Annotated in this window: 23 protein-coding genes and 4 pseudogenes; 7 read left to right on the top strand and 20 right to left on the bottom strand. The window is 70.5% G+C overall.

Features of this window, described 5'->3' with window-relative positions; translation table 11 throughout:
- Nucleotides 1-208: 208 nt before the first annotated feature.
- From HD593_RS62490 to HD593_RS41605, 4 genes and pseudogenes are all read right to left on the bottom strand, one after another.
- A pseudogene (locus tag HD593_RS62490) lies at nucleotides 209-421 on the bottom strand (sigma factor); the annotation flags it as partial.
- Nucleotides 418-687 carry a YciI family protein gene (locus HD593_RS62485; RefSeq protein ID WP_312904091.1) on the bottom strand — a complete coding sequence of 90 codons (270 nt, stop codon included), beginning with the start codon at nucleotides 685-687 and terminating at the stop codon, nucleotides 418-420. The pseudogene HD593_RS62490 and the gene HD593_RS62485, both read right to left, overlap by 4 nt.
- A complete protein-coding gene (locus tag HD593_RS41610; RefSeq protein WP_185107903.1) occupies nucleotides 665-1,303 on the bottom strand; it encodes a class I SAM-dependent methyltransferase in 639 nt (212 codons plus the stop codon). The genes HD593_RS62485 and HD593_RS41610 overlap by 23 nt, the downstream gene beginning before the upstream one ends.
- A 5-nt stretch (nucleotides 1,304-1,308) precedes the next feature.
- Entirely contained in the window at nucleotides 1,309-2,490 is a 1,182-nt protein-coding gene (locus HD593_RS41605) for a cytochrome P450 (RefSeq protein ID WP_185107901.1), read from the bottom strand.
- A gap of 87 nt (nucleotides 2,491-2,577) precedes the next feature.
- On the opposite strand from HD593_RS41605, the gene HD593_RS41600 reads away from it, so the two are divergent.
- From HD593_RS41600 to HD593_RS62480, 3 genes are all read left to right on the top strand, one after another.
- Nucleotides 2,578-3,183 carry a TetR/AcrR family transcriptional regulator gene (locus HD593_RS41600; protein WP_185107899.1) on the top strand — a complete coding sequence of 202 codons (606 nt, stop codon included), beginning with the start codon at nucleotides 2,578-2,580 and terminating at the stop codon, nucleotides 3,181-3,183.
- A gap of 265 nt (nucleotides 3,184-3,448) precedes the next feature.
- The gene (locus HD593_RS41595; protein ID WP_185107897.1) at nucleotides 3,449-4,345 is read left to right on the top strand and encodes a Tat pathway signal protein; all 897 of its coding nucleotides are present in this window, start codon (nucleotides 3,449-3,451) and stop codon (nucleotides 4,343-4,345) included.
- 6 nt (nucleotides 4,346-4,351) lie between these two features.
- Nucleotides 4,352-4,783, top strand: a complete 432-nt coding sequence (locus HD593_RS62480) for a hypothetical protein (protein ID WP_246547001.1) — start codon at nucleotides 4,352-4,354, stop codon at nucleotides 4,781-4,783.
- 140 nt (nucleotides 4,784-4,923) lie between these two features.
- Here HD593_RS62480 and HD593_RS65390 read toward each other — a convergent pair.
- Nucleotides 4,924-4,980, bottom strand: a pseudogene (locus HD593_RS65390) (hypothetical protein); the annotation flags it as partial.
- Nucleotides 4,981-5,586: 606 nt separating this feature from the next.
- On the opposite strand from HD593_RS65390, the gene HD593_RS41585 reads away from it, so the two are divergent.
- Entirely contained in the window at nucleotides 5,587-6,114 is a 528-nt protein-coding gene (locus tag HD593_RS41585; protein WP_185107893.1) for a carboxymuconolactone decarboxylase family protein, read from the top strand.
- 391 nt (nucleotides 6,115-6,505) lie between these two features.
- On the opposite strand, the gene HD593_RS41580 is transcribed toward HD593_RS41585, so the two are convergent.
- The 3 genes from HD593_RS41580 to HD593_RS65385 all read right to left on the bottom strand — a co-directional run bounded on the left by HD593_RS41580 (nucleotide 6,506) and on the right by HD593_RS65385 (nucleotide 8,325).
- Complete coding sequence (locus HD593_RS41580) at nucleotides 6,506-7,114, bottom strand: DUF305 domain-containing protein (protein WP_185107892.1); 609 nt, start codon at nucleotides 7,112-7,114, stop codon at nucleotides 6,506-6,508.
- Nucleotides 7,115-7,288: 174 nt separating this feature from the next.
- Nucleotides 7,289-7,756: a YdeI/OmpD-associated family protein gene (locus tag HD593_RS41575; RefSeq protein ID WP_221525251.1), complete on the bottom strand. Its 468-nt coding sequence runs from the start codon at nucleotides 7,754-7,756 to the stop codon at nucleotides 7,289-7,291.
- Nucleotides 7,757-7,878: 122 nt separating this feature from the next.
- A complete protein-coding gene (locus HD593_RS65385; RefSeq protein WP_350668885.1) occupies nucleotides 7,879-8,325 on the bottom strand; it encodes a heavy metal-responsive transcriptional regulator in 447 nt (148 codons plus the stop codon).
- On the opposite strand from HD593_RS65385, the pseudogene merB (HD593_RS65380) reads away from it, so the two are divergent.
- From merB (HD593_RS65380) to HD593_RS62465, 3 genes and pseudogenes are all read left to right on the top strand, one after another.
- Nucleotides 8,266-8,745 (top strand): annotated as a pseudogene (gene merB / locus HD593_RS65380) (organomercurial lyase); the annotation flags it as partial. The gene HD593_RS65385 and the pseudogene merB (HD593_RS65380) sit on opposite strands and share 60 nt — an antisense overlap.
- A gap of 79 nt (nucleotides 8,746-8,824) precedes the next feature.
- The gene (gene merB, locus HD593_RS63850; protein ID WP_312904087.1) at nucleotides 8,825-8,983 is read left to right on the top strand and encodes an organomercurial lyase; all 159 of its coding nucleotides are present in this window, start codon (nucleotides 8,825-8,827) and stop codon (nucleotides 8,981-8,983) included.
- Between the two features lie 62 nt (nucleotides 8,984-9,045).
- Nucleotides 9,046-9,441 carry a hypothetical protein gene (locus HD593_RS62465; RefSeq protein WP_185107889.1) on the top strand — a complete coding sequence of 132 codons (396 nt, stop codon included), beginning with the start codon at nucleotides 9,046-9,048 and terminating at the stop codon, nucleotides 9,439-9,441.
- Here the strand turns inward: HD593_RS62465 and HD593_RS41555 are convergent.
- From HD593_RS41555 to HD593_RS65375, 12 genes and pseudogenes are all read right to left on the bottom strand, one after another.
- Nucleotides 9,431-9,772 carry a hypothetical protein gene (locus HD593_RS41555; protein WP_185107887.1) on the bottom strand — a complete coding sequence of 114 codons (342 nt, stop codon included), beginning with the start codon at nucleotides 9,770-9,772 and terminating at the stop codon, nucleotides 9,431-9,433. The genes HD593_RS62465 and HD593_RS41555 overlap by 11 nt on opposite strands.
- 477 nt (nucleotides 9,773-10,249) lie before the next feature.
- Nucleotides 10,250-11,629, bottom strand: coding sequence for an NADH-quinone oxidoreductase subunit N (locus tag HD593_RS41550; RefSeq protein WP_185107885.1), 1,380 nt, complete (start codon nucleotides 11,627-11,629; stop codon nucleotides 10,250-10,252).
- A complete protein-coding gene (locus HD593_RS41545) occupies nucleotides 11,626-13,083 on the bottom strand; it encodes a complex I subunit 4 family protein (protein WP_185107883.1) in 1,458 nt (485 codons plus the stop codon). Before HD593_RS41545 ends, HD593_RS41550 begins: the two co-directional genes overlap by 4 nt.
- A 2-nt stretch (nucleotides 13,084-13,085) precedes the next feature.
- Nucleotides 13,086-14,876 (bottom strand): proton-conducting transporter transmembrane domain-containing protein, encoded by a 1,791-nt coding sequence (locus tag HD593_RS41540; RefSeq protein ID WP_185107881.1) that lies wholly within the window; start codon nucleotides 14,874-14,876, stop codon nucleotides 13,086-13,088.
- Nucleotides 14,873-15,178, bottom strand: coding sequence for an NADH-quinone oxidoreductase subunit NuoK (nuoK, locus tag HD593_RS41535; RefSeq protein WP_185107879.1), 306 nt, complete (start codon nucleotides 15,176-15,178; stop codon nucleotides 14,873-14,875). The genes HD593_RS41540 and nuoK overlap by 4 nt, the downstream gene beginning before the upstream one ends.
- Nucleotides 15,175-15,690 (bottom strand): NADH-quinone oxidoreductase subunit J, encoded by a 516-nt coding sequence (locus HD593_RS41530; RefSeq protein WP_185107877.1) that lies wholly within the window; start codon nucleotides 15,688-15,690, stop codon nucleotides 15,175-15,177. The genes nuoK and HD593_RS41530 overlap by 4 nt, the downstream gene beginning before the upstream one ends.
- Nucleotides 15,690-16,565 carry a complex I subunit 1 family protein gene (locus tag HD593_RS41525; protein WP_185107875.1) on the bottom strand — a complete coding sequence of 292 codons (876 nt, stop codon included), beginning with the start codon at nucleotides 16,563-16,565 and terminating at the stop codon, nucleotides 15,690-15,692. The genes HD593_RS41530 and HD593_RS41525 overlap by 1 nt, the downstream gene beginning before the upstream one ends.
- On the bottom strand, nucleotides 16,558-17,718 hold the full coding sequence (locus tag HD593_RS41520) for a hypothetical protein (RefSeq protein WP_185107873.1): 1,161 nt from the start codon (nucleotides 17,716-17,718) through the stop codon (nucleotides 16,558-16,560). Before HD593_RS41520 ends, HD593_RS41525 begins: the two co-directional genes overlap by 8 nt.
- Complete coding sequence (locus HD593_RS41515) at nucleotides 17,709-18,056, bottom strand: NADH-quinone oxidoreductase subunit A (RefSeq protein WP_185107871.1); 348 nt, start codon at nucleotides 18,054-18,056, stop codon at nucleotides 17,709-17,711. The genes HD593_RS41520 and HD593_RS41515 overlap by 10 nt, the downstream gene beginning before the upstream one ends.
- Before the next feature lie 425 nt (nucleotides 18,057-18,481).
- Nucleotides 18,482-18,751, bottom strand: coding sequence for a response regulator transcription factor (locus HD593_RS64730; protein WP_312904085.1), 270 nt, complete (start codon nucleotides 18,749-18,751; stop codon nucleotides 18,482-18,484).
- A gap of 225 nt (nucleotides 18,752-18,976) precedes the next feature.
- Nucleotides 18,977-19,372, bottom strand: coding sequence for a sensor histidine kinase (locus HD593_RS62460; RefSeq protein ID WP_246546996.1), 396 nt, complete (start codon nucleotides 19,370-19,372; stop codon nucleotides 18,977-18,979).
- Between the two features lie 76 nt (nucleotides 19,373-19,448).
- A pseudogene (locus HD593_RS65375) lies at nucleotides 19,449-19,634 on the bottom strand (histidine kinase); the annotation flags it as partial.
- Nucleotides 19,635-19,637: the final 3 nt, after the last annotated feature.

Raw genomic sequence — 19,637 nt, 5'->3', positions numbered from 1 at the left:
TCGTTCCATCGTGACAGGACCCATCCAGAGGAAGATCTGCTGCGCATGCCATCATGAACTGGTCGCCCTGTTCGCCTTGGACCGGCCTTGATGGCATCGCGATCCAGCGCCGGTAGGCGAGGGAGCCGGAGAAGGCGCCCGCCGCGGGGCCGGCCTCCAGTGCGGCGGCGAGGGTTGCGCGCCGCCGGCGGGCGGTCTCGCTGCGGTGGGCGCCGGCGAGGCGGCGGGTGGCGACCGTGATCAGCCATGTGGCCGGATGGTCCGGGACGCCCTGGCCGGGCCATTGCACGGAGGCGGCCAGCAGCGCCTCCTGGACCGCGTCCTCGCAGGCGTCGAAGTCGCCGTACCGGCGGATGAGCGTGCCGAGGGCCTGCGGAGCGAGCCGGCGCAGCAGGTCCTCGGCGGTGCTGGTGCCGCTCACATCTCGAACCCGGACGGGTCCATGATCGGCCTGACCTCCACCGCGCTGTACCGGGCGTCGGGAAAGCGCGCCGCGATCTCGGTCGCGCGTTCGAGGCTCTCGCAGTCGATGACGAAGTAGCCGGCCAGGTGCTCCTTGGAGTCCAGGAAGGGGCCGTCGGTGACCCCTGGCATGCCGTCGCGGACCCGTACCGTCCTGGTGATCAGCGGATCGGCGAGCGGCGCGGCGCCTGCCGCTCGCCTGCTACACGCGGAGTGTGGCGGCACCGAGGACATGGAACGAGAACGGGGTGCGTGCCTCCGGAAGCAGGAAACGCTCGACGTCTTCCAGGGTGAACCCGGCTCGTTCGATCTCTGCCAGAGTGTCGCGGCCGGTGTGGCATCCACCGGCCAGATGCGGCCAGACGGTGGCATCCAGGACCCGCTGCACCCGGACCATCGCGGGTGTGCCGGCACGGACGTGCTCCAGGAACCGCACCTGCCCGCCCGGCTTGAGCACCCGCCTCGCCTCGGCCAGCGCCGCCCCGACGTCAGGCAGCGAGCACAGCACCAGGCAGAACACCACCGCGTCCACGCTGTGATCAGCCGGCGGGAGCCGGTCGGCCAGGCCGGGCACCACCTCGACGGAGATCGTGGCACCGGCGCCGGCGATGCGGGCCTGTTCCCGCAGCCGCGGTTCCGGCTCCACCGCCACCAGCCGGGTCACCTCCGCGGGATAGAGCGCGAAGTTGACGCCGTGCCCGGCTCCCACCTCGACCACCTCGCCGGTCAGGCCGGCCAGCAGGTCGCGGCGGCGTCCGGCCATGCCGCCCTCGTCCAGAGCGCGGGCCATCCTCGGATACATCCGGCCGAAGAACGGCCGCCGCGCGTTCGTCTTCGTCATGGCGGTCACCAGGTGACGGGCAGGGCGGTCAGGCCGCCGGTCAGTACGTTCGCGTTGAAGGTCAGCTCATCTGCCGCACACCCCGGCCTCAGGGTGGGGAAGCGGGCGACGAGCTGGGAGAAGACCACTTGGAGTTCGATGCGGGCCAGCGGGGCGCCGATGCAGTAGCGGGCGCCGTGCCCGAAGCTCAGATGGGGTACGGCGGCACGGCCGATGTCGAAGCGGTCGGGGTCTTCGAAGACCGTGGCGTCATGATTGGCCGCGCCGTTGTCCAGCAGCACCAGATCACCGGCGCGCACCTGCACCCCGGCGATGTCCAGATCGGTTCGCGCGTAGCGCGGGATGCCACCGCCGCCCAGGCCGGGCGCGCGCAGGATCTCCTCCACCGCCGCGCCGACCCGGGACGGGTCCGCCACCAGAGCCTGCCACTGCTCCGGGTAGGCCAGCAACCACAGCGCCCCCTCGTCGATCGCGGCGACCGTCGTCTCGTGCCCCGCGAACAGCAGGAACATGCCCATCGCGGCCGCCTCGTCGTCGCTGACCCCGTCGGTGGCGGCCAGCCGTGAGATCACATCGGCGTCCGTGTCGCCCGCGGCCCTCTTGCGAGCCACCAGCTGCTGCCCGTAGCCGAACAGCTCGGCCAGCCCCTGCTCGGAGCGGGCCCGGTCGGTGATGTCGCCGGCGGCCTGGGTCCAGGCCCGGAACTGGGCGCGGTCCTCGTACGGCACCCCGAGCAGTTCGCAGATGACGGCGATGGGCAGCGGCAGTGCCAGCGCGGCGTGCAGGTCGGCGGGCGGTCCGGCGGCGGCCAGCTCGTCCAGCAGGCCCGCGGTGAGCGTCTCGACCCGGGCGCGCAGGGCGCGCATCCGCTTGGGCGAGAAGTGCGGCTGCAGCAGGGAGCGCATGCGCCGGTGGTCGGCCTGCTCGGTGTCGAAGTCGCCCAGCGGGCCGCCGAACATGGCCGATTCTCCCGTCCGGGAGGCCTGGTCCGGCTCGCGGTGAGCGCGGCCGAGCCGGTCGTCGTCCAGCAACCGGCGCACCTCCTCGTACCCGGTGACCTGCCAGCCGGGATCACCGACCGCAGTGCGGATGGCATGGATCGGAGTGCGGGCCTGCAGCTCGCGTAGCAGCGGCGCGGGCCGCATCGGGTCAGGTTGCGCGTACGGAAGCTGAACGGGTCCGGACATGACTCCTCCGTGAGGTAGACGCAGATTTGTATACTCTGATGTCTAAAAAGCTACATGTAGACTTTTGCTTCTACAAGTGGAGGTGGGATGAGCAACCCCGACTCGACCGGCAACGAGGACGTCGCGGTTCGGCCGGTGCGGCGACTGCGCCGCGCGGAGCGGCGCGAGCAGATCCTGGACGCGGCCACCCGCGCCTTCGCGCGAGCCGGATACGCCGCCACCGGCCTGGACGACATCGCCACCGAGGCCGAATTGACCCGGGCGATGCTGTATCGGCATTTCGACTCCAAAGCCGACCTTTACCGCGCCGTCCTCGACCGGGCCTGCGTACGGCTGGCCGAAGCCACCGGCGCCGACGACTTCGGCGACGACGCCATCCCCGCCCTGCTGCGCGCCGCCGCCGCCGACCCGGACGGGTTCCGGCTACTCTTCCGCTACGCCGCCCGCGAGCCCGACTTCCGCGACCTGATCGACTCCCTCACCGCCGCCTCCCGAGAAGTCGGCCGCCGAAACCTCGCCCGCGCCATCCCCGAAGGCCCTTGGCTGGACTGGGCCGCCAACCTCATCCCCGGCTTCACCCTGGAGGCCGTCATCGCCTGGCTGGACGCCGGCCAACCCGACCCCGATCAGGCCGCCGACCGCATCGCCCAAGCCGTACACGGCGTCATGGCCGCCGCGCACCCCAACGCCTGACGGATGAGACATCGCACCCATCTGCCTTGTAGCCGACAGATCGACCAAGGAAGCTGGCAGGGCTGCAAGGGCCGGCCACCGCCGCCACAAGTCCTCTTTCATCGCGTCCGACCTTCCCGGCCGACCCATCCGAGCCACGATCCACCCATCCACCTGCAGTGTTGCGTTGATCGTTTGAATCTGAGGCCGCTTTTGAGTATGGGTGTACTCATCCCTTGTCTTGCTGCTCCGGCCTAGCCTCGCTGTGGAGCACGAGGAGGATGAGATGGCCACACTGCCCCGGCAAGTGATCGAAGCCATGGCCGACCGGGCCGTACGCCTGCACCATGCCGTCTGGCATGCCTCCCGCGACACCTGGCAACGGCTGAACGAAGCGCAACGCAAGGTGTACCGCGATCACGGGTGGGAGCCGCCGCGCCCGTCGCTGACGAGGGATCAGCAGGTCGAGTTCGACAACGGCTCGGGCGAGGACTTCCTGTACATGCACCGGGAGATGATCCGCACCGTGAACGGGATCCTCGTCGGCTCGGGCGACCGGGTGGTGGGATGGCCGTCCATACCGGCAGCCGGCGACGCCGAGTTCCCCGTCCCGCCGCCGTTCACCGTCCCCGGGAGCGAGGAGACGACCCGGCAGATCGAGCAGGCCAAGTCCGCCGCGACGCTGGAGCGGCTCGGGGAACGGGAGGCCCAGGTGCGGGACCCGGCGGTGCTGCGCGGCATCACCCTCGGCCGGCTCGGCGCGTTCATCGAGTTCCGCATCCACAACACTCTGCACCTGCGCTGGGCGGCCGAGCTGCCACGCTACCGGCCGAGCGGTTCGGCGTTCGACGTGGACCCGCAGTGGGACGTGCCCGGCTACGACTGGCTGGCCGACACCTACTCCAGCCACGTGAATCCGATCTTCTGGAAGCTGCACGGCTGGGTCGACGCCCGAATCGACGACTGGATGCGGGCCAACGAGCTGACCGGGCCGGTGCCCTGGTCGTTCGACCCGCCGTGGATGGGGCCGGGACACCATCACCACCACACCGTGGCCGAACTGGCCCTGCGCGACCGCTCCGGCGCCGGCCTGCGGTCGCACGTCCGCGACCTCGAGGACACCGTCCGAGCCTTGCGGGAGAACGCCGTTCCCGAGCCCGCGCCCTTCCTCGTCCAGGACTGACCAGTCATGGACATCGCCGCCCTGACGGGCACGTACACCTACCGGAGCTTCCTCGACGTGCCGGACCCGGTGGACGACTTCAACCGGCTCCGCTTCGGGCAGCTCGAACTGAGACTGTCCGCCGACCCCGGGGGAGCCCTCAGCGGGTTCCTGCTCTTCTCCTCTGGGTCGCAACCACTGGTCATGGACCTCACCGGCAAGGCGTCCGCCGCGGATCCGCTGCGGTTCCAGCTCACCGGCAAGGGCCGCCCGGCCACCCCCATCGCGGACTTCCACTACGAGTACGACGGCACCGTCCTGCGGCGCTGGGAGGCCGGCCTCGGCCAGCGGACGACGCTCGCGGGCACCGTCCTGCGAGCGGCGGACCACGGAAGCGGGGCAAGCCTCGCCAGGGCAGGACAGACTGCCAGCTTCCTCGCCGTCCGGCGAGCCGCCTGACCTTCCGCTGTCCGCGTGATGGTGGTTCGCCGGTCAGCCGGCGTCGAGCCAGCCGAGCCGTGCCGCCCGCACCCCTGCCTGGAACGGCTGCTCGCTCCCAGCATCGCCGTCAGCTCGCTCACCAGGCGGGTGATGGTGCGGGTGGAGACGCCCATGCTCCTCGCGATGGCGGAGGCCTTCGCGCCGGCGGCCAGCATGCGCAGCACCGCGAGCTGCTGTTCGGTGAGTGAGACGCCATCGGCGGAACGCGGCACGTCCTCCGGCTCCGAGGCGGTCGTCCAGCAGTAGTCGCAGATGGCCGCGAGCGATCTGACCACGCTGCCGCCCCGGATCAGGATGCTGCCCGCGTGCAGGTCCTCGGGGCCGGCCTGAAGGACGGTCGGCGGGGACCTCAGGATCGTCGGCAGGCAGCCAGACTCCCGCGTCCGGAAGGAGCGCAGGGCGGGTCGTCCACCGATGGACGGCGGCGAACCGGCCCCGTTCTGGAAAGCCGGCCATGGCGGGTATCCGTGGCCCGAGTACAGCGAGGCCGGTGTCCATGGCATAGGCGGCCGCCACGGCTTCGGTCGTGCGCGGCGGGACGGACAGCACGCCGCCCTCGGGGCTCGACACCCCGAGGACCGGATGAATCTTGCCGTCCCAGGCAGGGCGATCACGTCCGGGCTCGCCGATGATGTGCAATGCGCCGACCGGTGGCCAGCTGCCGAGCCGGCGGGACAGGTGCTCGATGAGTCGTCGCTCCACCACTTCTCCAATGTACCCTAGGGGGGTATGGTACATCCATGGCACGTTGAGGAGGAGAAATGCGACGACTGGCCCCACTTGACCCCGCTGACGCGCCGGGGAAGGCCAAGGATCTGCTGGCTGACATCGTGAGCAGAAGGGGCGGCGTCGGCGACATGGTCGCCACCATGGCCCACTCGCCGGCGCTGCTGGAGGGATATCTGGACCTTTCACGAGCGATGAAACGCGTCAAGCTGCCGCGCACGCTCAGCGAGAAGATCTCGCTTGCCGTTCAGGAACGGATCGGATGCGGTACCTGCCTCCAGGCGCACACCGAGGCCGGTCGGGCGGTGGGACTCAGCGAGACCGACATCGCGCTGGCCCGGCAGGGCACCTCCACCGACGTGAGAGAGGCGGCACTCATCGCGGTCGCCGTACGCGTGCTGGCCGAGCCATCCTCCATCACCGATGAAGAAATCGCCGAGTTGCGCAAGCACGGCTGGAGCGATCGGATCATCGCGGAGATCGTCGGCGTTGTCGCCCTCAATGTCCTGACCGGCGCTTTCAACCTCCTAGTCGGCTTGCAGCCAGCCGAAACCGCCACGTAGCCCGCTGTACGCCGGCAGGGCCGTGACCCGTTGCTCTGCCCGTTGGTTCCGGCCGGCAATCGGAGCGGCCGAGTGGGGCGCTGGGGATTCGCCTCATCCGATCTGCCTGGGTCTCTCGTACTTCTGCCCTTCGGCAAGGGGAGGCCCAGGGCGCGATCGCGGTGACGCGTACCGAACAGCAGCAGGGGGCCAATCCTGAGGCGAAGCAGCTGGCCCGAAGATCGAGACCGGGCAGCAGGTGCAGCAAATTCAGAAGATCGTCGATCGCCTTCAGTGACCCGCCGTGCGGGAGGAGTGCCTGTTCGTACCGTCGAAACAGATCCGGACTCTTCATTGCGCTTGCGGCATTGAAGGTGGGATGATCGGCGATCATCAGCCCGTGACGGCCTGGTCAGCGCCCCATGGGACAGGGCATGCCTTCGCCGCCGAACCAGTCGGCCAGATACTGCTGCATCTGGACCATCTCGGCGTGCTGCGCGTCGCGTACCTTGGCGGCGAAGGCGGCGACCGGTGGGTGCTGGACGTCTCCGTGCATGAGCAGCTGCTGGGACATCATGACCGCCATCATGTGATGCGGGATCATGTCGCGCAGGAACGCCTCATCCAGCGCATCGCCGGACAGCTTCGACAGATCGCGCATCATCGGGCGGTAACCGGTCTGCGGCGAATGCCCGCGGTACCAGGTGGTCAGCCACCTGTTCATCGTGGCGATCTCGGCGCTCTGCGTGGTGACGATCGAGGCTCCCAACGTGCGCATCTGGGCCCGGCCCGAGCGCTGAAGCTGCTTGGCCGCGGCCACCGCCTCCTTGTGGTGGGCGATCATGTGGGTCAGATAGTCGGCCTCATCGCTGACGTTCGCCCCAGGCATCGAGCTGGTTGACGCCATCATGCCCCAACCGGGCGGCCCGGCACTCTGCTGCGAGGCCGTAGCCGTGCCGCTTGCCGCCGTCGCCGCCAGCACCGAGCCGGCCGCGATCCCTGCCAGTACCGAGCGTTTCATCTCGGCCTCCAACGCTCCTGCTCAGAGCGTTGTCCTACCCTCCAGCCTGGATAACGCACGCATCTGTGCAGGGCCGTCAGACCCTTCACCGGCCGGGGACCGGAGCCCCTCCCTCGCCACGTCGCAACGGGTCACGAGCCCTCCGTCGCGACCGCATGCGTCCCCGGAACCCGCTCAGGACTGAGGGCGCTGCTTGATTCCCGCCTCCAGCAGACGAATCGTTTCGGCGATCCGCTGCGCGCGCACCTCGGGGCGGCGTTTGGTGGCATCGATCCAGCGCAGATAGGCCCGCCGGTAGAACTGGGCCAAGGAGTCGAAGAAGGCGCCCGCCGCCGGGTTGGCTTCCAGCGCAGCAGCGACATCCTCGGCGAGATCCGCCCGCTGTGGCCCTTCCGGAGTCAGCACCACCGTCACGTGCGCGCCTGGCTCCAGCCCGCACCGCAGCCAGGCGGGACCGAGCAGGAACCCGCGCTGCCCCTGATGTTCGGTGATGACCGCACGAATACCCATGCCGTTGAGCGTGCCCGTCACATGATGCACCGGCTTGGGCGCCCAGACCGCATCCGGATCGAACGGCACCGGGACGAACAGGCGTCCCCGCCCACCGGGCCGGCTCTCGACGGTGTAGTGCTGCTCCTGCACGCCCTGATACTGCCACGGCGAACCTGACGCGCCGAGCCGGCACGCAGCCACCGGCGGAGCGGGCCGGAGGATAGGGAGATGCGCCTGGGATCACTCTGCACGGCACATCGGGGCCTGAGAGGTCACGCGGAGGCCAGGATCCGGCAGATTCCTTCGGGGCCGCAGCCGGCCGGATCGACGCTTCGTGCCCGCTGGTGCAGGCTCTGCAAGGCGGTGCGGGTGGCGAGCAGTTCCGCGATACGTGCCTCGACCTGCTCCAGATGGGCCTCGATCAGCGTGGTGACGTGGTGGCAGGGTGGCTGTCCGGCGTCGCGGATGGCCAGCACGCTGCGGATCTCGGCCAGGGTGAGCCCGGCGGCTTGGGTGTCGCGGATGAAGGCGAGCCGTTCGGCGGCCCCGGCCGGGCAGTCGCGGTAGCCGGCGGGAGTACGGGGCGGCTGGGGTAGCAGCCCGGCTTGTTCGTAGAAGCGGATGGTCTTGGTAGTCAGGCCGGCCGCGGTCGCTGGCAGATGCGCGGCTCGCCCACCCTGCTGATCGACGATGCCAATCCGCAGGTCAACGGCCTTCACCTCGCCCGTCGCAAGGAGGTAGATCCCATGGCCACCACCGCAGCCGACGACGCACAGCGCCTGCTCGCGCTGATCCGCCGCCAGATCACCCGCCCCGACATCGCCTTCACCCTGTGGCAGCTGCTGGCCGAGCACGGCGAGCCGGTCGGCATCGAGCACCTGGCCGCCGCCGGCGGGTGGAGCGAGCAGGAGGTCCGGGCCGAATTCGCTCGCCAGCCCGGCACCGACTACGACGCGCGCGGCAGGATCGCCGGGTTCGGGCTGACCCTGCACCCGACCCCGCACGCCTTCACTTTCGGCGGTCGCACCGTGTACGGGTTCTGCGCCAGCGACATCCTCGACTTCCCCGTCGTGCTCGGCCGCCCCGGCGTGGCCGCATCGGCCTGTCCGGCCACCGGCGCGCCCATCCGCGTCGAGCTGACTCCGGACGGCATCACCAGCCTGCAGCCGGCCGCCGCCGTGGTGTCCCGGATGCGGCCCGGGCCACGCCGTCCCCGACGTGCGCCAGCTGTGCAACCTCGGCAACTTCTTCGCCTCCCGCGAGGCGGCCGCGGCCTGGCAGGCGGCCCATCCCGATGGCGAGGTCGTCCCGGTGGCCGAGGAGTTCGAAGTCGTCCGGCTGGCGATGATCGAGCTCGGCTGGACCGCCCACCGCTGACCCAGACTCGGGCCACACTGGCGACAAGAAAAGGTTGTCGACACCCGATTGACAATCTGACGTTGCTGTTCACCCTTGCCACCGACCCCGGCTGCTCGGCCCGCCGCATCCTGGACGACCTCGGCGTTGAGGCCGCCCACTTCAAGAGGGAACTCGCCGACTGCATCCCACCCCCGCCCCGGCCCGGACGCCGCGGCCGCAAGCCGGCCAGGCGTGATCCCGGCAGGCGGGCCTGCTCGTTCTGCGGCGAGTGTGTGCACCTGGCCGGCGAGATCGTCGTCGGCCAGCACGAGCAAGCCCAGCACGAGCAAGCCCAGCACGAGCAAGCCCAGCACGAGCAAGCCCAGCACGAGCAAGCCCAGCACGAGCAAGCCCAGCACGAGCAAGCCCAGCACGAGCAAGCCCAGCACGAGCAAGCCGCGCACGAGCTTCAGCCCGGCCGGCGACTCATCGGCTGAGCATCCGCCGCCCCAGACTCAGGCCGTCCGTGCGGCGTGCGGCGGCTCGGACCCGGCGGTGGGCGCTGCGGGCCAGCGCCGCCATGGCCGGCAGGCCGACAACGGCCGCAGGCGCGAGCGCGCAGGACATCGTCACCGGCCAGGGGACGGGCCAGGTCCACGCCTGACCGGCGATCAGCATCGCAGCCCAGGCGGCGGCCATGCGCGGGCCGGTGGCCGGCATCGCCCGGGCTGCGCGCTGCCAGGGCGAGGCGCGCACGAACGCGGCGGCGATGGTCTCGGCGTCGCCGAACTCGGCGATTGCCGCGCGCCCAGCCGCTTGAGGGTTCATCGAGCCCGGCAAGATGCGCCCCGTAGGCCTCCTGCAGCCCGTCGGACAGTTCCTCGCCGGCGGAGGCGGGCAGCCGTCGGGCCAAGAGAGCGATCTGGGCGGCGATCAGCTCGTGGCCGGCCATGGCCGTGTTCCCAGGGCCGCGGTGATGGCGGCGGCGAACTCCCGCCAGGTTGCCCGCTCGCCGCTCAGCGCCAGGCGTCCCTTCTGGTGAGCGCGACCCAGGCGATCGTCAAGGCCGGATGGCTGGCACGCCCGCGAACAACCGCGTCCTCTGCCCACCTCGGCAGAGGGTCGCACTCGATTGTGCGAAGCCATCGTGCGTGCGGTCACACCCATCCGACCGTCAGCGCGTCCAGCACCTCGACCTGCTACTCGGGCATTCATACCTCCAGCGCCTTGACGCCGTCGGCGTTGGAATGGGTGCAGGTGGAGAAACGAACAGCAGCTGTTCCCTCGCGCCGTGGCGAATTGCTCCTACGGCGGTCCCGACGGCGAGAGGGCCAGGAATGTCCCACTTGCCAGGCCGAGCAGGATGGAGAGCAGCGCGGAGAGCTCGGCGACGCGGGAGGCCGCGGGGTGGGGTTCGGCGGGCGGTTCCCCGGGCCGGAAGAGCGGCACGATCCAGCGCAGGTAGTAGAAGACGCTGGCGACCGTGTTGAACACGGCGATCACGGCCAGCCAGGCATAGCCGCCATCCCAGGCCGCGGCGAAGGCGAGTAGCTTGGCGACGAACACGCCGGTCGGAGGCGTGCCGACGAGCCCTAGCAGGCAGACCAGCAGCGCGAATGCCAGCAGGGGCGAGCGGCGGCCTAGACCGTCGTAGCTCGTCAGTGAGTCCGCGCCCGTGGCCACCACCACGGCAAACGCTCCAACGTTCGTGACGGCGTACGCGGCCACGTAGAACAGGAGAGCTGGCTGTGCCAGGCCGGACTGCCCGGCGACCACGACTGGCAGAAGCAGGTAACCCGCCTGGCTGATCGTGGAGTAGGCGAGCAGGCGGCGCACGTTGTCCTGGTAGAAGGCGGCCAGGTTGCCCAGCGTCATGGTGGCGACCGCGATCACCGCCAGGACAGGGCGCCAGGTGCCGGCGAACACTTCGGTGGCGAGCCGGAGGAGGCCGATGAACGCCCCGATCTTGGGCACGGTGGTGATGAACGCTGCCACCGGCGCGGACGACCCTTGCGTCGCGTCCGGCACCCAGAAATGGGCGGGTACGGCGCCCACCTTGAAGAGGACCCCGGCCAGCACGAGGAGCACCGCCACGCCTGCGGCTGCGGGAACGCCTGGCGCGGGCGTGTAGGAGGTGGTGCCCGAGAGCCCGTACTGCAAGGTCACGCCGGCGAGCATGACCACGCCCAGGAAGGTGCCCATCAGGTAGTACTTGAGCGCGGCCTCGGTGCCGTGCGCGTCCTTGCCGAAGCCCGCCAGCGCGTACGCCGGAATGCTCGCCAGCAGGTAACCGGCGACGAAGACGAGCAGATCGCTCGCGCCGGCCAGCACGATCGTGCCCAGCGCCGCGAGCAGCACGAGCACGTACCACTCGCTCTCCCGGCTGTGACCGCGCAGGCGACCGGAGCCGAGCAGCACGATGAGCAGGGTCATGCCGGCGACCGCGAGCCGGGTGACGTTGGTGGGCAGATCGACGGCGAAGGCCTCGAACGCCATCACGTCCGGCCTGGTCATCGCGTAGCCGGCCGCCGCCATCGCGGACACGAGCGCCAGCCCGCAGATCCACGCCACGACGCGCTGCCGCCGGCGCGGGACGAACAGCCCCACGAGCAGGCCGGCCACCGCTCCCAGCAGGATGAGGAGCTCGGGCAGCAGGTCGAGCGGGTTCTCCGCCATGCTGCTCATCGGCTCACCCACGACACGACGAGAGCGGAAGCCGGCTCGATCAGATCGAGCAGCCAGCGGGGCGCGATGCCGATGGCCAGGGAGAGCAGGAGCAGCGGGGCCACCGCCGCGATCTCCGATGGACGTGCTTCGAGCATGCGTCCGGTGAGCTCGCCAGGCTCGCCCAGGAAGGCCCGGTGCAGCAGCCTCAGGAACAGAGCGGCGGTGATCAGGATCCCGAGAATGCTGAGCGCTCCTGCCACGATGGCGCCGGTGCCGATGACTCCGATGAAGATCTGGAACTCGGCGATGAAGCCGGACAGCCCGGGCAGCCCCAGCGAGCCGAAGGCCGCCACCGTCGCGAGCGCTGTGAAGACGGGCGCGTTCGCGGCGATCCCGCCGAAGCGGCCGGCGTCGTAGCTGCGGGCTCGGTCCCACAACACGCCGGTCAGCAGGAACAACGCACCCGTGAGCAGGCCGTGGCTGACCATCTGGGTGACCGCGCCGGTGACGGCGAGGTCCTTGGCCCGCGAGGCGCCGGAGGACAGGCCCGCAGCGCCGAGGGCGAGCACGATGTAGCCCATGTGGTTGACGGAGGTGTAGGCGATGAGCCGTTTGATGTTCTCCTGTGCCAGCGCCGCCAGCGCTCCGTAGAGCACGCTGACCACGCCCACGATGATGATCACCCATGCGTAGGCGCGCCACGCCTGCGGCATCATCGGCATCGCGATCCGTACCAGCCCGTAGGTGCCCATTTTGAGCAGTACGCCGGCCAGGATCGCCGATCCGGCCGCCGGTGCGTCGGTGTGGGCCGGAGGCAGCCAGGTGTGCACGGGCACGGTCGGAGTCTTGATCGCCAGCCCCAGGCCGATGGCCAGCAGCACCAGCGCGCTCGCGGCCGGCGGGTTCTGGATCAGCTCGACCATGTCGAAGGTGCCCCCGGCCAGGAACAGGCCGATGAAGCCGAGCAGCAGCACCAGCGAGCCGAGGAAGGTGTAGAGGAAGAACTGCAGCGCCGAGCGGCGTGCCTCGCCGTGACCCCAGCCGACGATCAGGAAGTACATGCCGACGATCGACAGGTCGAAGAAGACGAAGAACAGCAGCAGATCCAGCGCCGCGAACAAGCCGGTGCACACGGTCTGGAGGAACAGGAAGAGAGCGGCGTAGGCGCGTGGTCGCCGCGTCTCACGGACCGAGTACACCGCGCAGAGCAGGAACAGGACGGCGGTCATCGCGATGAGCGGCAGCGACAGACCGTCCACGCCCACGTGGTAGCCGGCCCCGATGGACGGGATCCAGCGCAGGCGCGTCTCGTGAGCGATACCCGAGCCGTAGCCGAGCCACATGACGAGGACGAGGGCCAGGTCCACAGCGGCGGCGCCGATCCAGATCCCCAGGACGGCACGCCGACCGAGCCGGGGCAGCACGAGCAACGCGGCCGCCGCCAGCGGAAGGAAGATCACTACGGACAGCACGGTCACCCCATCAGCACGATGATCAGCGCCAGGACGATGAGCACCGCCACCGCCTGGGCGAAGTAGGTGTGGATCTGCCCCGTCTGAGGGCGGCGGACCAGCCTGGCGAGCCGGGCGGCGACGGCGGCGACACCTGCCACGACACCGTCCGCACAGGTCTCGAAGGGCTTCATGACCACGCGGGAGGCGGCCATGACCAGCCCTCCCGCGGCTCGTACGGCTCCGGCGACGACCCGATCGTCGAACCACGCCACGGCGGAGGCCGTCCACATCAACGGGCGCCACACCAGCGCCACCGCCACCGTCTCGAGATGCAGCCACCTGCTCCAGGGACGGGCGGCCTGCCAGTGCGTACGGCGGGTCATCGCGATCACGATCGCAAGGGACAGCGCGCCTGACAGCGCCAGCTCGCCGCCGCTGGGCCCGGGCCGGACCGGTCCGCCCACCAGTTGCGACCATGCGCCGAACGACCACGGCGTCACCACGACGCCCAGCACCGCCGCGCCCGCGGCCAAGGCAGGCAGGGGCATGAGCTGCCGCGCGCTCAGCGCACGTGCGTCGGGCTGCGCCGGCCCGCCGGCCCGCCAGACCGCGATCAGCGCCTTGGCCGCGTACGCCGAGGCCAGCAACGCGGCGCCGAGCGACACGACGAAGAGTGCGAGCGAGTCCGTTGAGGCCAACACGGCGTCCTTGGTGAGCCAGAGAGACAAGGGAGGCACCCCGGCCAGCGCAAGCGCGCCCACCGCGAACGTCACCCCGACCAGACGGTGGCGACGGGCTGCGCCCCGCAGCTCGTCCAGGCTCTCGGTGCCGAGCGAGAACAGCCAGGCGCCCGCCCCGAGGAACAACAGGCTCTTGACCGCGGCGTGCGCCACCAGGTGCGCGGCTCCGCCGGCAACGGCTCCCAGGCCCGCCGCCATCACCATGAAGCCGAGCTGCGCGCAGGTGGACGCGGCGAGCAGTTGCTTGAGGTCCCGCTGTGCGAGCGCCACCCCGCCGAGCAGCAGCGCGGTGAGCGCCCCCGCCCACGCCACCAGGGTCGCCGCCCAGCCGGTGGCTGCCAGGAGCGGCTGCAGCCGCAGGAGCAGGTACGCCCCGGCGGCGACCATCGTCGCCGAGTGCAGCAGGGCCGAGACAGGGCTGGGGCCGGCCATCGCCCTGGAGAGCCAGAAGGAGAAGGGCAGCTGGGCCGACTTGCCCAGCGCTGCCAGCACGACCCCTGCCGCGACCAGGTCGAGCCAGGGGGAGCCGGCCAGCTCGGCCAGCGCCAGCGACTGGCCGCCAAGCAGCGCGGCACCCGCCGCGACATACAGGCCCAGGTCTCCCGCCCTGGTGGTCACGAAGGCGACATCAGCCGAGCGCACCCGCCAGGGCTCCCGCCACCAGAAGCCGATCAGCGCGTACGACATCGCGCCCATGACCTCCCATGCCATCAGCAGCAGGAGAAGATCCGTGGCCGTGACCGTCAGCAGCATGGCCCCGACGAAGATCAGCATGAAGCCGTGGAAGCGAGGGTGGCCGATCTCTCCCGCGGCGAAGACGAGCACCGCCAGGGCCACCGCCGCCACCGTGACCACCATCACCGCCGACAGGCCGTCCACCGACACGCCCGAGTCGATGCCGGAGACCAGCGTCGTACGCGCCGAGGGGCGCGCCACCGCGGCCAGCACGGCGAGCACCAGCGTCACGACCGCCACGGTCACCGACACCATGGCAGGGCGCCACCGCACCACGAGCAGCAGGGCACCGCAGGCCATCGGCAGCACGGGCAGCAGCCACGCCAGTGCGGTCATCCCTGCAGATCCGAGGCGTCGTCGGTCATGTCGACGTCTCGGGCTCGGAAGAGGGCGGTGACCACGGCGAAGCCCATCGCCATCTCCAGCGCCATCACGGTGACCGCCACGAGCACCAGAACCTGGCCGTCCGGAGTCTGCGGGCTGAGGAAGTACCAGAAGGCCCCGCCCGCGACGATCAGCCCGTTGATCATCAGCTCCAGGCCCATCATCAGCATGACGATCGACTGCTGGGAGAGCGCGCCGTACAGGCCGACCGCGAAGAGCGCCGCCGCCAGGACGAGCAGTGCCTGCAACGTCATGAGCCATGCCCCCGATCGGCGTCGTAGCGGCCCCGGTGCGTGGCGAGCACCACCGTGGCGATCATCGTGGCCAGGATCGCGACACCGATCACCATCATCACCAGCATCTTCGGGCCCATGATGGACAGCCCGAGCGCGTGCGTCGGATCCGCCGGGGGCGCACCCCTCCTGTGCGGCCATGGCGTGAGCAGCGCCCCGGCGGCCAGCAGGACGAACACCGCCCCGGCGATGACGATGGCGCCGCGGTGGTTGTGCACCATGGTCATCGGCATGAGGCCGGCCGGGTTCATCATGTACATGATCATGAAGACGGCCATGACGAGCATCTCCATGACCATCATCAAAACGATCAGCACTCCCAGGTAGTGCAGGTCCAGCAGAAGGAAGATCCCGCCCACCGCCAGCAGCGACGCGAGCAGGGCGAAGGTCGCCCGCGCCATGGAATCCACGACGAACACGGCCACGCCGGCGGCCGCCGCGACGACCGCCAGCACCCAGAAGGCGACGTCCATCACATCACCACGATCGAGACGACCAGCAGTTGCACGAGAACGAGAGGAATCAGCACCACCCACGACACCTGCATGAAGCGGTCCATCCTGATCGCGGGGAACCGGTGCCGCGCCCAGAGCAGGACACCGAGCACGGCGGCGGTCTTGACCGCCACCCAGCCCCAGGCCGGAAGCAGGGGACCGGCGCCACCGCCGAGGAACAACGGCACGGCGGCCCCCGCGGCGACGACGAGCAGGGCATATCGGCCCGCCTGGAAGACCAGCCGGTCGGCTCCGGCCAGCTCGGCCGTGACCCCGCCGGCGATGTCCGGGCCGAGGGGCTGGCTCATCGGCCCCCAGAACGCCATGGCCAGCGCCGATACGAGATAGACGACGAAGGCCACCGGCATCCACACCACGAACCACAGCCCCTGCTGGGCCTGCACCGCATCGGCCACGCGCAGCGATCCCGCGCCGACCGCCACAGTGATCAGCGCGAACATGTGCGGGAGCTCGTACGCGAGCCCCTGTGACACGAACCGGTAGCCGCCCACCAGCGGATAGACCGAGTTCGCACTCCAGCCGGTGAGCCAGAGCGCGCCCCAGGCACACACCTCCATGGCGTTGAACCAGACGACGCCGACGTCCAGATCCAGCAACGCGACCTCGCCCAGCGGCAGGACGGCCCCGGCCAGGACCGCCGCCGTCAGCAGGCTGATCGCGCCGATCCTCATCAGCAGGACGTCGGGGAGCAGCGTACGGCGGCGCTGCCCCACCAGCAGCCTGGCCAGCCTGGGGAGAGGGCTACCGCCGTCGAAGGCCGCCGTGGCCAGCACGAACGCGCCCAGCACGACGGGATAGGCGGCCAGCGTCCAGAGCGGTGTGTCGTCAGCCATGGAGCACCTGCTCGACGTCCGGGTCGATCCCGGCCACGATCAACCGGGCCGTCGCGAGCTCGGCACCTGCCAGCAGGCCGGGAAGCTCGGCGAGCTTCCTCGCCACGGGACGGGCGCTCAGCGCGCCGCGCGGGCCCTCGTCGTTGTCGAGGAACTCACCGTCGTCCAGCGAGACGAGCGCGTTCTCCGTACGGGCGAGCCAATCGCTCGCCCGGCCCCACACGTCGCCACCACCACACGGGACGTCCCGCAACATCCAGCGCAGCGTGCGCGAGCCGCGGACACGGCGCGCGAAACGGTCGAACGGGCGCCTCAAGGCGAACTCCGGCTCTCCCGCGAGCGTGCGGTCACGTAGCCGCCTGGCGTGGGTGGCCTGTGGTGACCAGCCCGCGACGTCGAGCAGGCGGCCGAGGCTGTCCAGGTGTGCGGCGGCGCGACGCCGCTCGGCCTCGCCTCGCGTGACCGGCCGTCCCCGGGCGGCTTCCAGCCAAGGTTCGTCCCAATACGGACGCGGGGGACCGTCGGGCAGCCCCGAGACCGTCGTGATCTCGGCCTGCTGTACGACGTCACCCTGGAGCACCGTCTCGACGACCAGCCCGCATGGCCAGTCGTTCAGTATCGGACCCAGCGGCACGTGGAGCTGGTCGAGCTTCAGCCCGTCACGGTCGTCGCCCCGGTCGGCCATCGCCAGGCCACCCGGAACGCCCATGTGGTGCCCGTGTGCGTGACCGGCGGCTGCCTCATGACCCTGGCCTCCGCGGTCCATGCCGGCCTGGGGCGCGTGATCGTGGTCATCGGCTTCGGGCTTCTCCTGTGCGTCGCGCATCTGCCCTCGTACGTCGGCCAACCGGCCGGCACCGTCGTCCAAGGCGTGTGCCACGTGTGCGGCGTCCGCGTCCGGTGGCAGCTCGACGAGCACGCGCGGGCTCGTGAGCTGCGCCCACGTCCGACGGACGGCCTGGCTCAACTCGCGGCCAGGGGTGCCACAGACCACGAGCATGCCCGCGTGGGCAGGCGCGTAGGCGACCCGCCAGCCCCGGCGGGCCAGTTGCGCTTCGGCTCGCACGCGGGTGCTCGTGGCGAAGGGGACGCTCACCACGAGAGGGCGCGGGTCGAGAGCAGCGGTCCGCAGCAACCAGCTGGTCAGGCCCACCGGAACGCGCCTTCGCGCCAGGCGTACACCACGCCTACCAGGAGAAGGGCGAGAAAGATGAACATCTCCGCGACAGCCATCGCGCCGACCTCGGCGACGACGAGCGCCCAGGGAAACATGAAGATCATCTCCATGTCGAAGGCCAGGAAGACCAGCGTTACCGCGTACCAGCGCACATGGAAACGGGACAGTGCGTGCTCCCGGGGGTGTCCGCCCGACAGGAACGGCATGACCTGCGTTGTGCCTGGAAGGGCGGAGAGCCTGGTGGCCAGGTAAACGGTGAGCACCACCGCCAGCAACAGGGTGATGAGGCCCAGCAGGGCCATCCAGGGTGCCATGACATCCCTCCCACCATTGCTACTAGGCCACGTAGTTCCCATCTGTGATACCGCCAACCCCGACGTCCGTCATGGATCCCCCGCAACCGGTGCAGGAGCATCCCGCCGCGTCGCCCGCTTTGCTTTCGTTGGCATGCTCCTGCTGAGTCGCGTACGTGACTTGCACTGCTCATCCGGCGGGCGACCTCATGAGGAGGCCGCATCCCGGGCGTCGCCGCCTGTCTCGCGGCGCGTTGCGTTCGCCACGCGTGCTCGTTCCGGCGGACGTGCTTCTCGCCGCTGTCCTGGCCGATGCGGTACCGGCCATCGTGCTGTTCGGACAGGTCCGGCGAGCGGAAATGGCCGCACGCCGCCTGGCGGGCCTGGGCCGAGCGCGCTCTGATCAGCACGCTCACCACCCTGGCCTGCTGACGAACCGGTCATCGTCACTGTGCTCGGTTCAGGCCGTTCTCATAAGCGAAGATCACCACCTGGACGCGATCGCGCAGACCGAGCTTCATGAACAGCCTCTTGACGTGGGTTCTGATCGTCGACTCCTCGACGACCAGGGCCGCGGCGATCTCGCGGTTCGACAGGCCACGGGCAACCAGCTCGAGGACCTCTCGCTCGCGCGGGGTCAACCCGGCCGGCAGAGCCTGGTCGGCGAGGTCCGGCGCCGGCTGCCGGGCCATGCGGTCGATCACCCGCCGCGTCACCGACGGCGACAGCAGCGAGTCGCCGGCGGCGACGATGTGGACAGCGGCGATGAGATCCTCGGGACGGGTGCGTTTGAGCGGGAAGCCGGAAGCGCCGGCACGCCTGCTCGACCGCCTCGCGCCCGGTCGCGGCCTGGCCGACGATGTCGATGGTGGGATCGTTGGTGAGCAGTTCGATCAGCCCTGCTCGCATCAGGTCGTCGTCATCGCTGATCAGCACCCGCGTCATGGGCGGTGGCCTCCGCAGGGGATGCGGGCGCGGACGCGGAAGGCGTTCTCGGCGCGGTCGACGTCGAGGCTACCTCCCATCAGCGTCGCGCGTTCCCGCATGCCGATCAGGCCGTGCCCGCCACCATGGCGTCGAACGGCGTCCGCGGGCACCCCGTTGAGGACGGTCATCTCCACGGCGGCCTCACCGAAGACCAGCTCGACCCGGGCGCAGCCGTCTCCGTGGCGGGCCGCGTTCGTCAGCGCCTCCTGCTGGATCCGATACGCGGCCTGATCCGCCGGGCCGCCGAGGTCTCGCGGAGACCCGGAAACGTTCAGCGTGACCTTCAGCCCCGCGGCGCGGTGACGCGAGACCAGGTCGTCGAGCGAGGCGAGCCCCGGGCGGCGCCTCATCCGCCGCCTCGCCGTGCCCGCGCAGCGTGCCGACGATCTGGTCGATCTCGCCGGCCGTCTGCCGTGCCAGCTCCTCGATGGCCTCCAGCGCCCGCAGCGAGCGATCCGGATCCTGGTGGTGCCGCAGCCGGGCCGCTCCTGCCCGGACGGCGATCACGCTGATCGCATGCCCGGCCGAGTCGTGCAGGTCACGGGCGATACGGGTACGTTCCTCCGCGGCGGCCAGCAGCCGTTCCTGCTCGGCCTCGCGTTCCGCCCGCATGGC

The sequence above is a fragment of the Nonomuraea rubra genome, assembly GCF_014207985.1.
Lineage (GTDB): Bacteria > Actinomycetota > Actinomycetes > Streptosporangiales > Streptosporangiaceae > Nonomuraea > Nonomuraea rubra.
This window is presented reverse-complemented; position numbering and strand designations above follow the sequence as displayed.

Excerpts from the sequence above, each read along its gene's own strand:
- HD593_RS41610 (WP_185107903.1), bottom strand. The coding sequence starts at position 1,303 with ATGACGAAGACGAACGCGCGGCGGCCGTTCTTCGGCCGGATGTATCCG.
- HD593_RS41605 (WP_185107901.1), bottom strand. The coding sequence starts at position 2,490 with ATGTCCGGACCCGTTCAGCTTCCGTACGCGCAACCTGACCCGATGCGG.
- HD593_RS41600 (WP_185107899.1), top strand. The coding sequence starts at position 2,578 with ATGAGCAACCCCGACTCGACCGGCAACGAGGACGTCGCGGTTCGGCCG.
- HD593_RS41595 (WP_185107897.1), top strand. The coding sequence starts at position 3,449 with ATGGCCACACTGCCCCGGCAAGTGATCGAAGCCATGGCCGACCGGGCC.
- HD593_RS62480 (WP_246547001.1), top strand. The coding sequence starts at position 4,352 with ATGGACATCGCCGCCCTGACGGGCACGTACACCTACCGGAGCTTCCTC.
- HD593_RS41585 (WP_185107893.1), top strand. The coding sequence starts at position 5,587 with ATGCGACGACTGGCCCCACTTGACCCCGCTGACGCGCCGGGGAAGGCC.
- HD593_RS41580 (WP_185107892.1), bottom strand. The coding sequence starts at position 7,114 with ATGAAACGCTCGGTACTGGCAGGGATCGCGGCCGGCTCGGTGCTGGCG.
- HD593_RS41555 (WP_185107887.1), bottom strand. The coding sequence starts at position 9,772 with ATGAACCCTCAAGCGGCTGGGCGCGCGGCAATCGCCGAGTTCGGCGAC.
- HD593_RS41550 (WP_185107885.1), bottom strand. The coding sequence starts at position 11,629 with ATGAGCAGCATGGCGGAGAACCCGCTCGACCTGCTGCCCGAGCTCCTC.
- HD593_RS41540 (WP_185107881.1), bottom strand. The coding sequence starts at position 14,876 with ATGACCGCACTGGCGTGGCTGCTGCCCGTGCTGCCGATGGCCTGCGGT.
- nuoK (WP_185107879.1), bottom strand. The coding sequence starts at position 15,178 with ATGACGTTGCAGGCACTGCTCGTCCTGGCGGCGGCGCTCTTCGCGGTC.
- HD593_RS41530 (WP_185107877.1), bottom strand. The coding sequence starts at position 15,690 with ATGGACGTCGCCTTCTGGGTGCTGGCGGTCGTCGCGGCGGCCGCCGGC.
- HD593_RS41525 (WP_185107875.1), bottom strand. The coding sequence starts at position 16,565 with ATGGCTGACGACACACCGCTCTGGACGCTGGCCGCCTATCCCGTCGTG.
- HD593_RS41515 (WP_185107871.1), bottom strand. The coding sequence starts at position 18,056 with ATGGCACCCTGGATGGCCCTGCTGGGCCTCATCACCCTGTTGCTGGCG.
- HD593_RS62460 (WP_246546996.1), bottom strand. The coding sequence starts at position 19,372 with ATGAGGCGCCGCCCGGGGCTCGCCTCGCTCGACGACCTGGTCTCGCGT.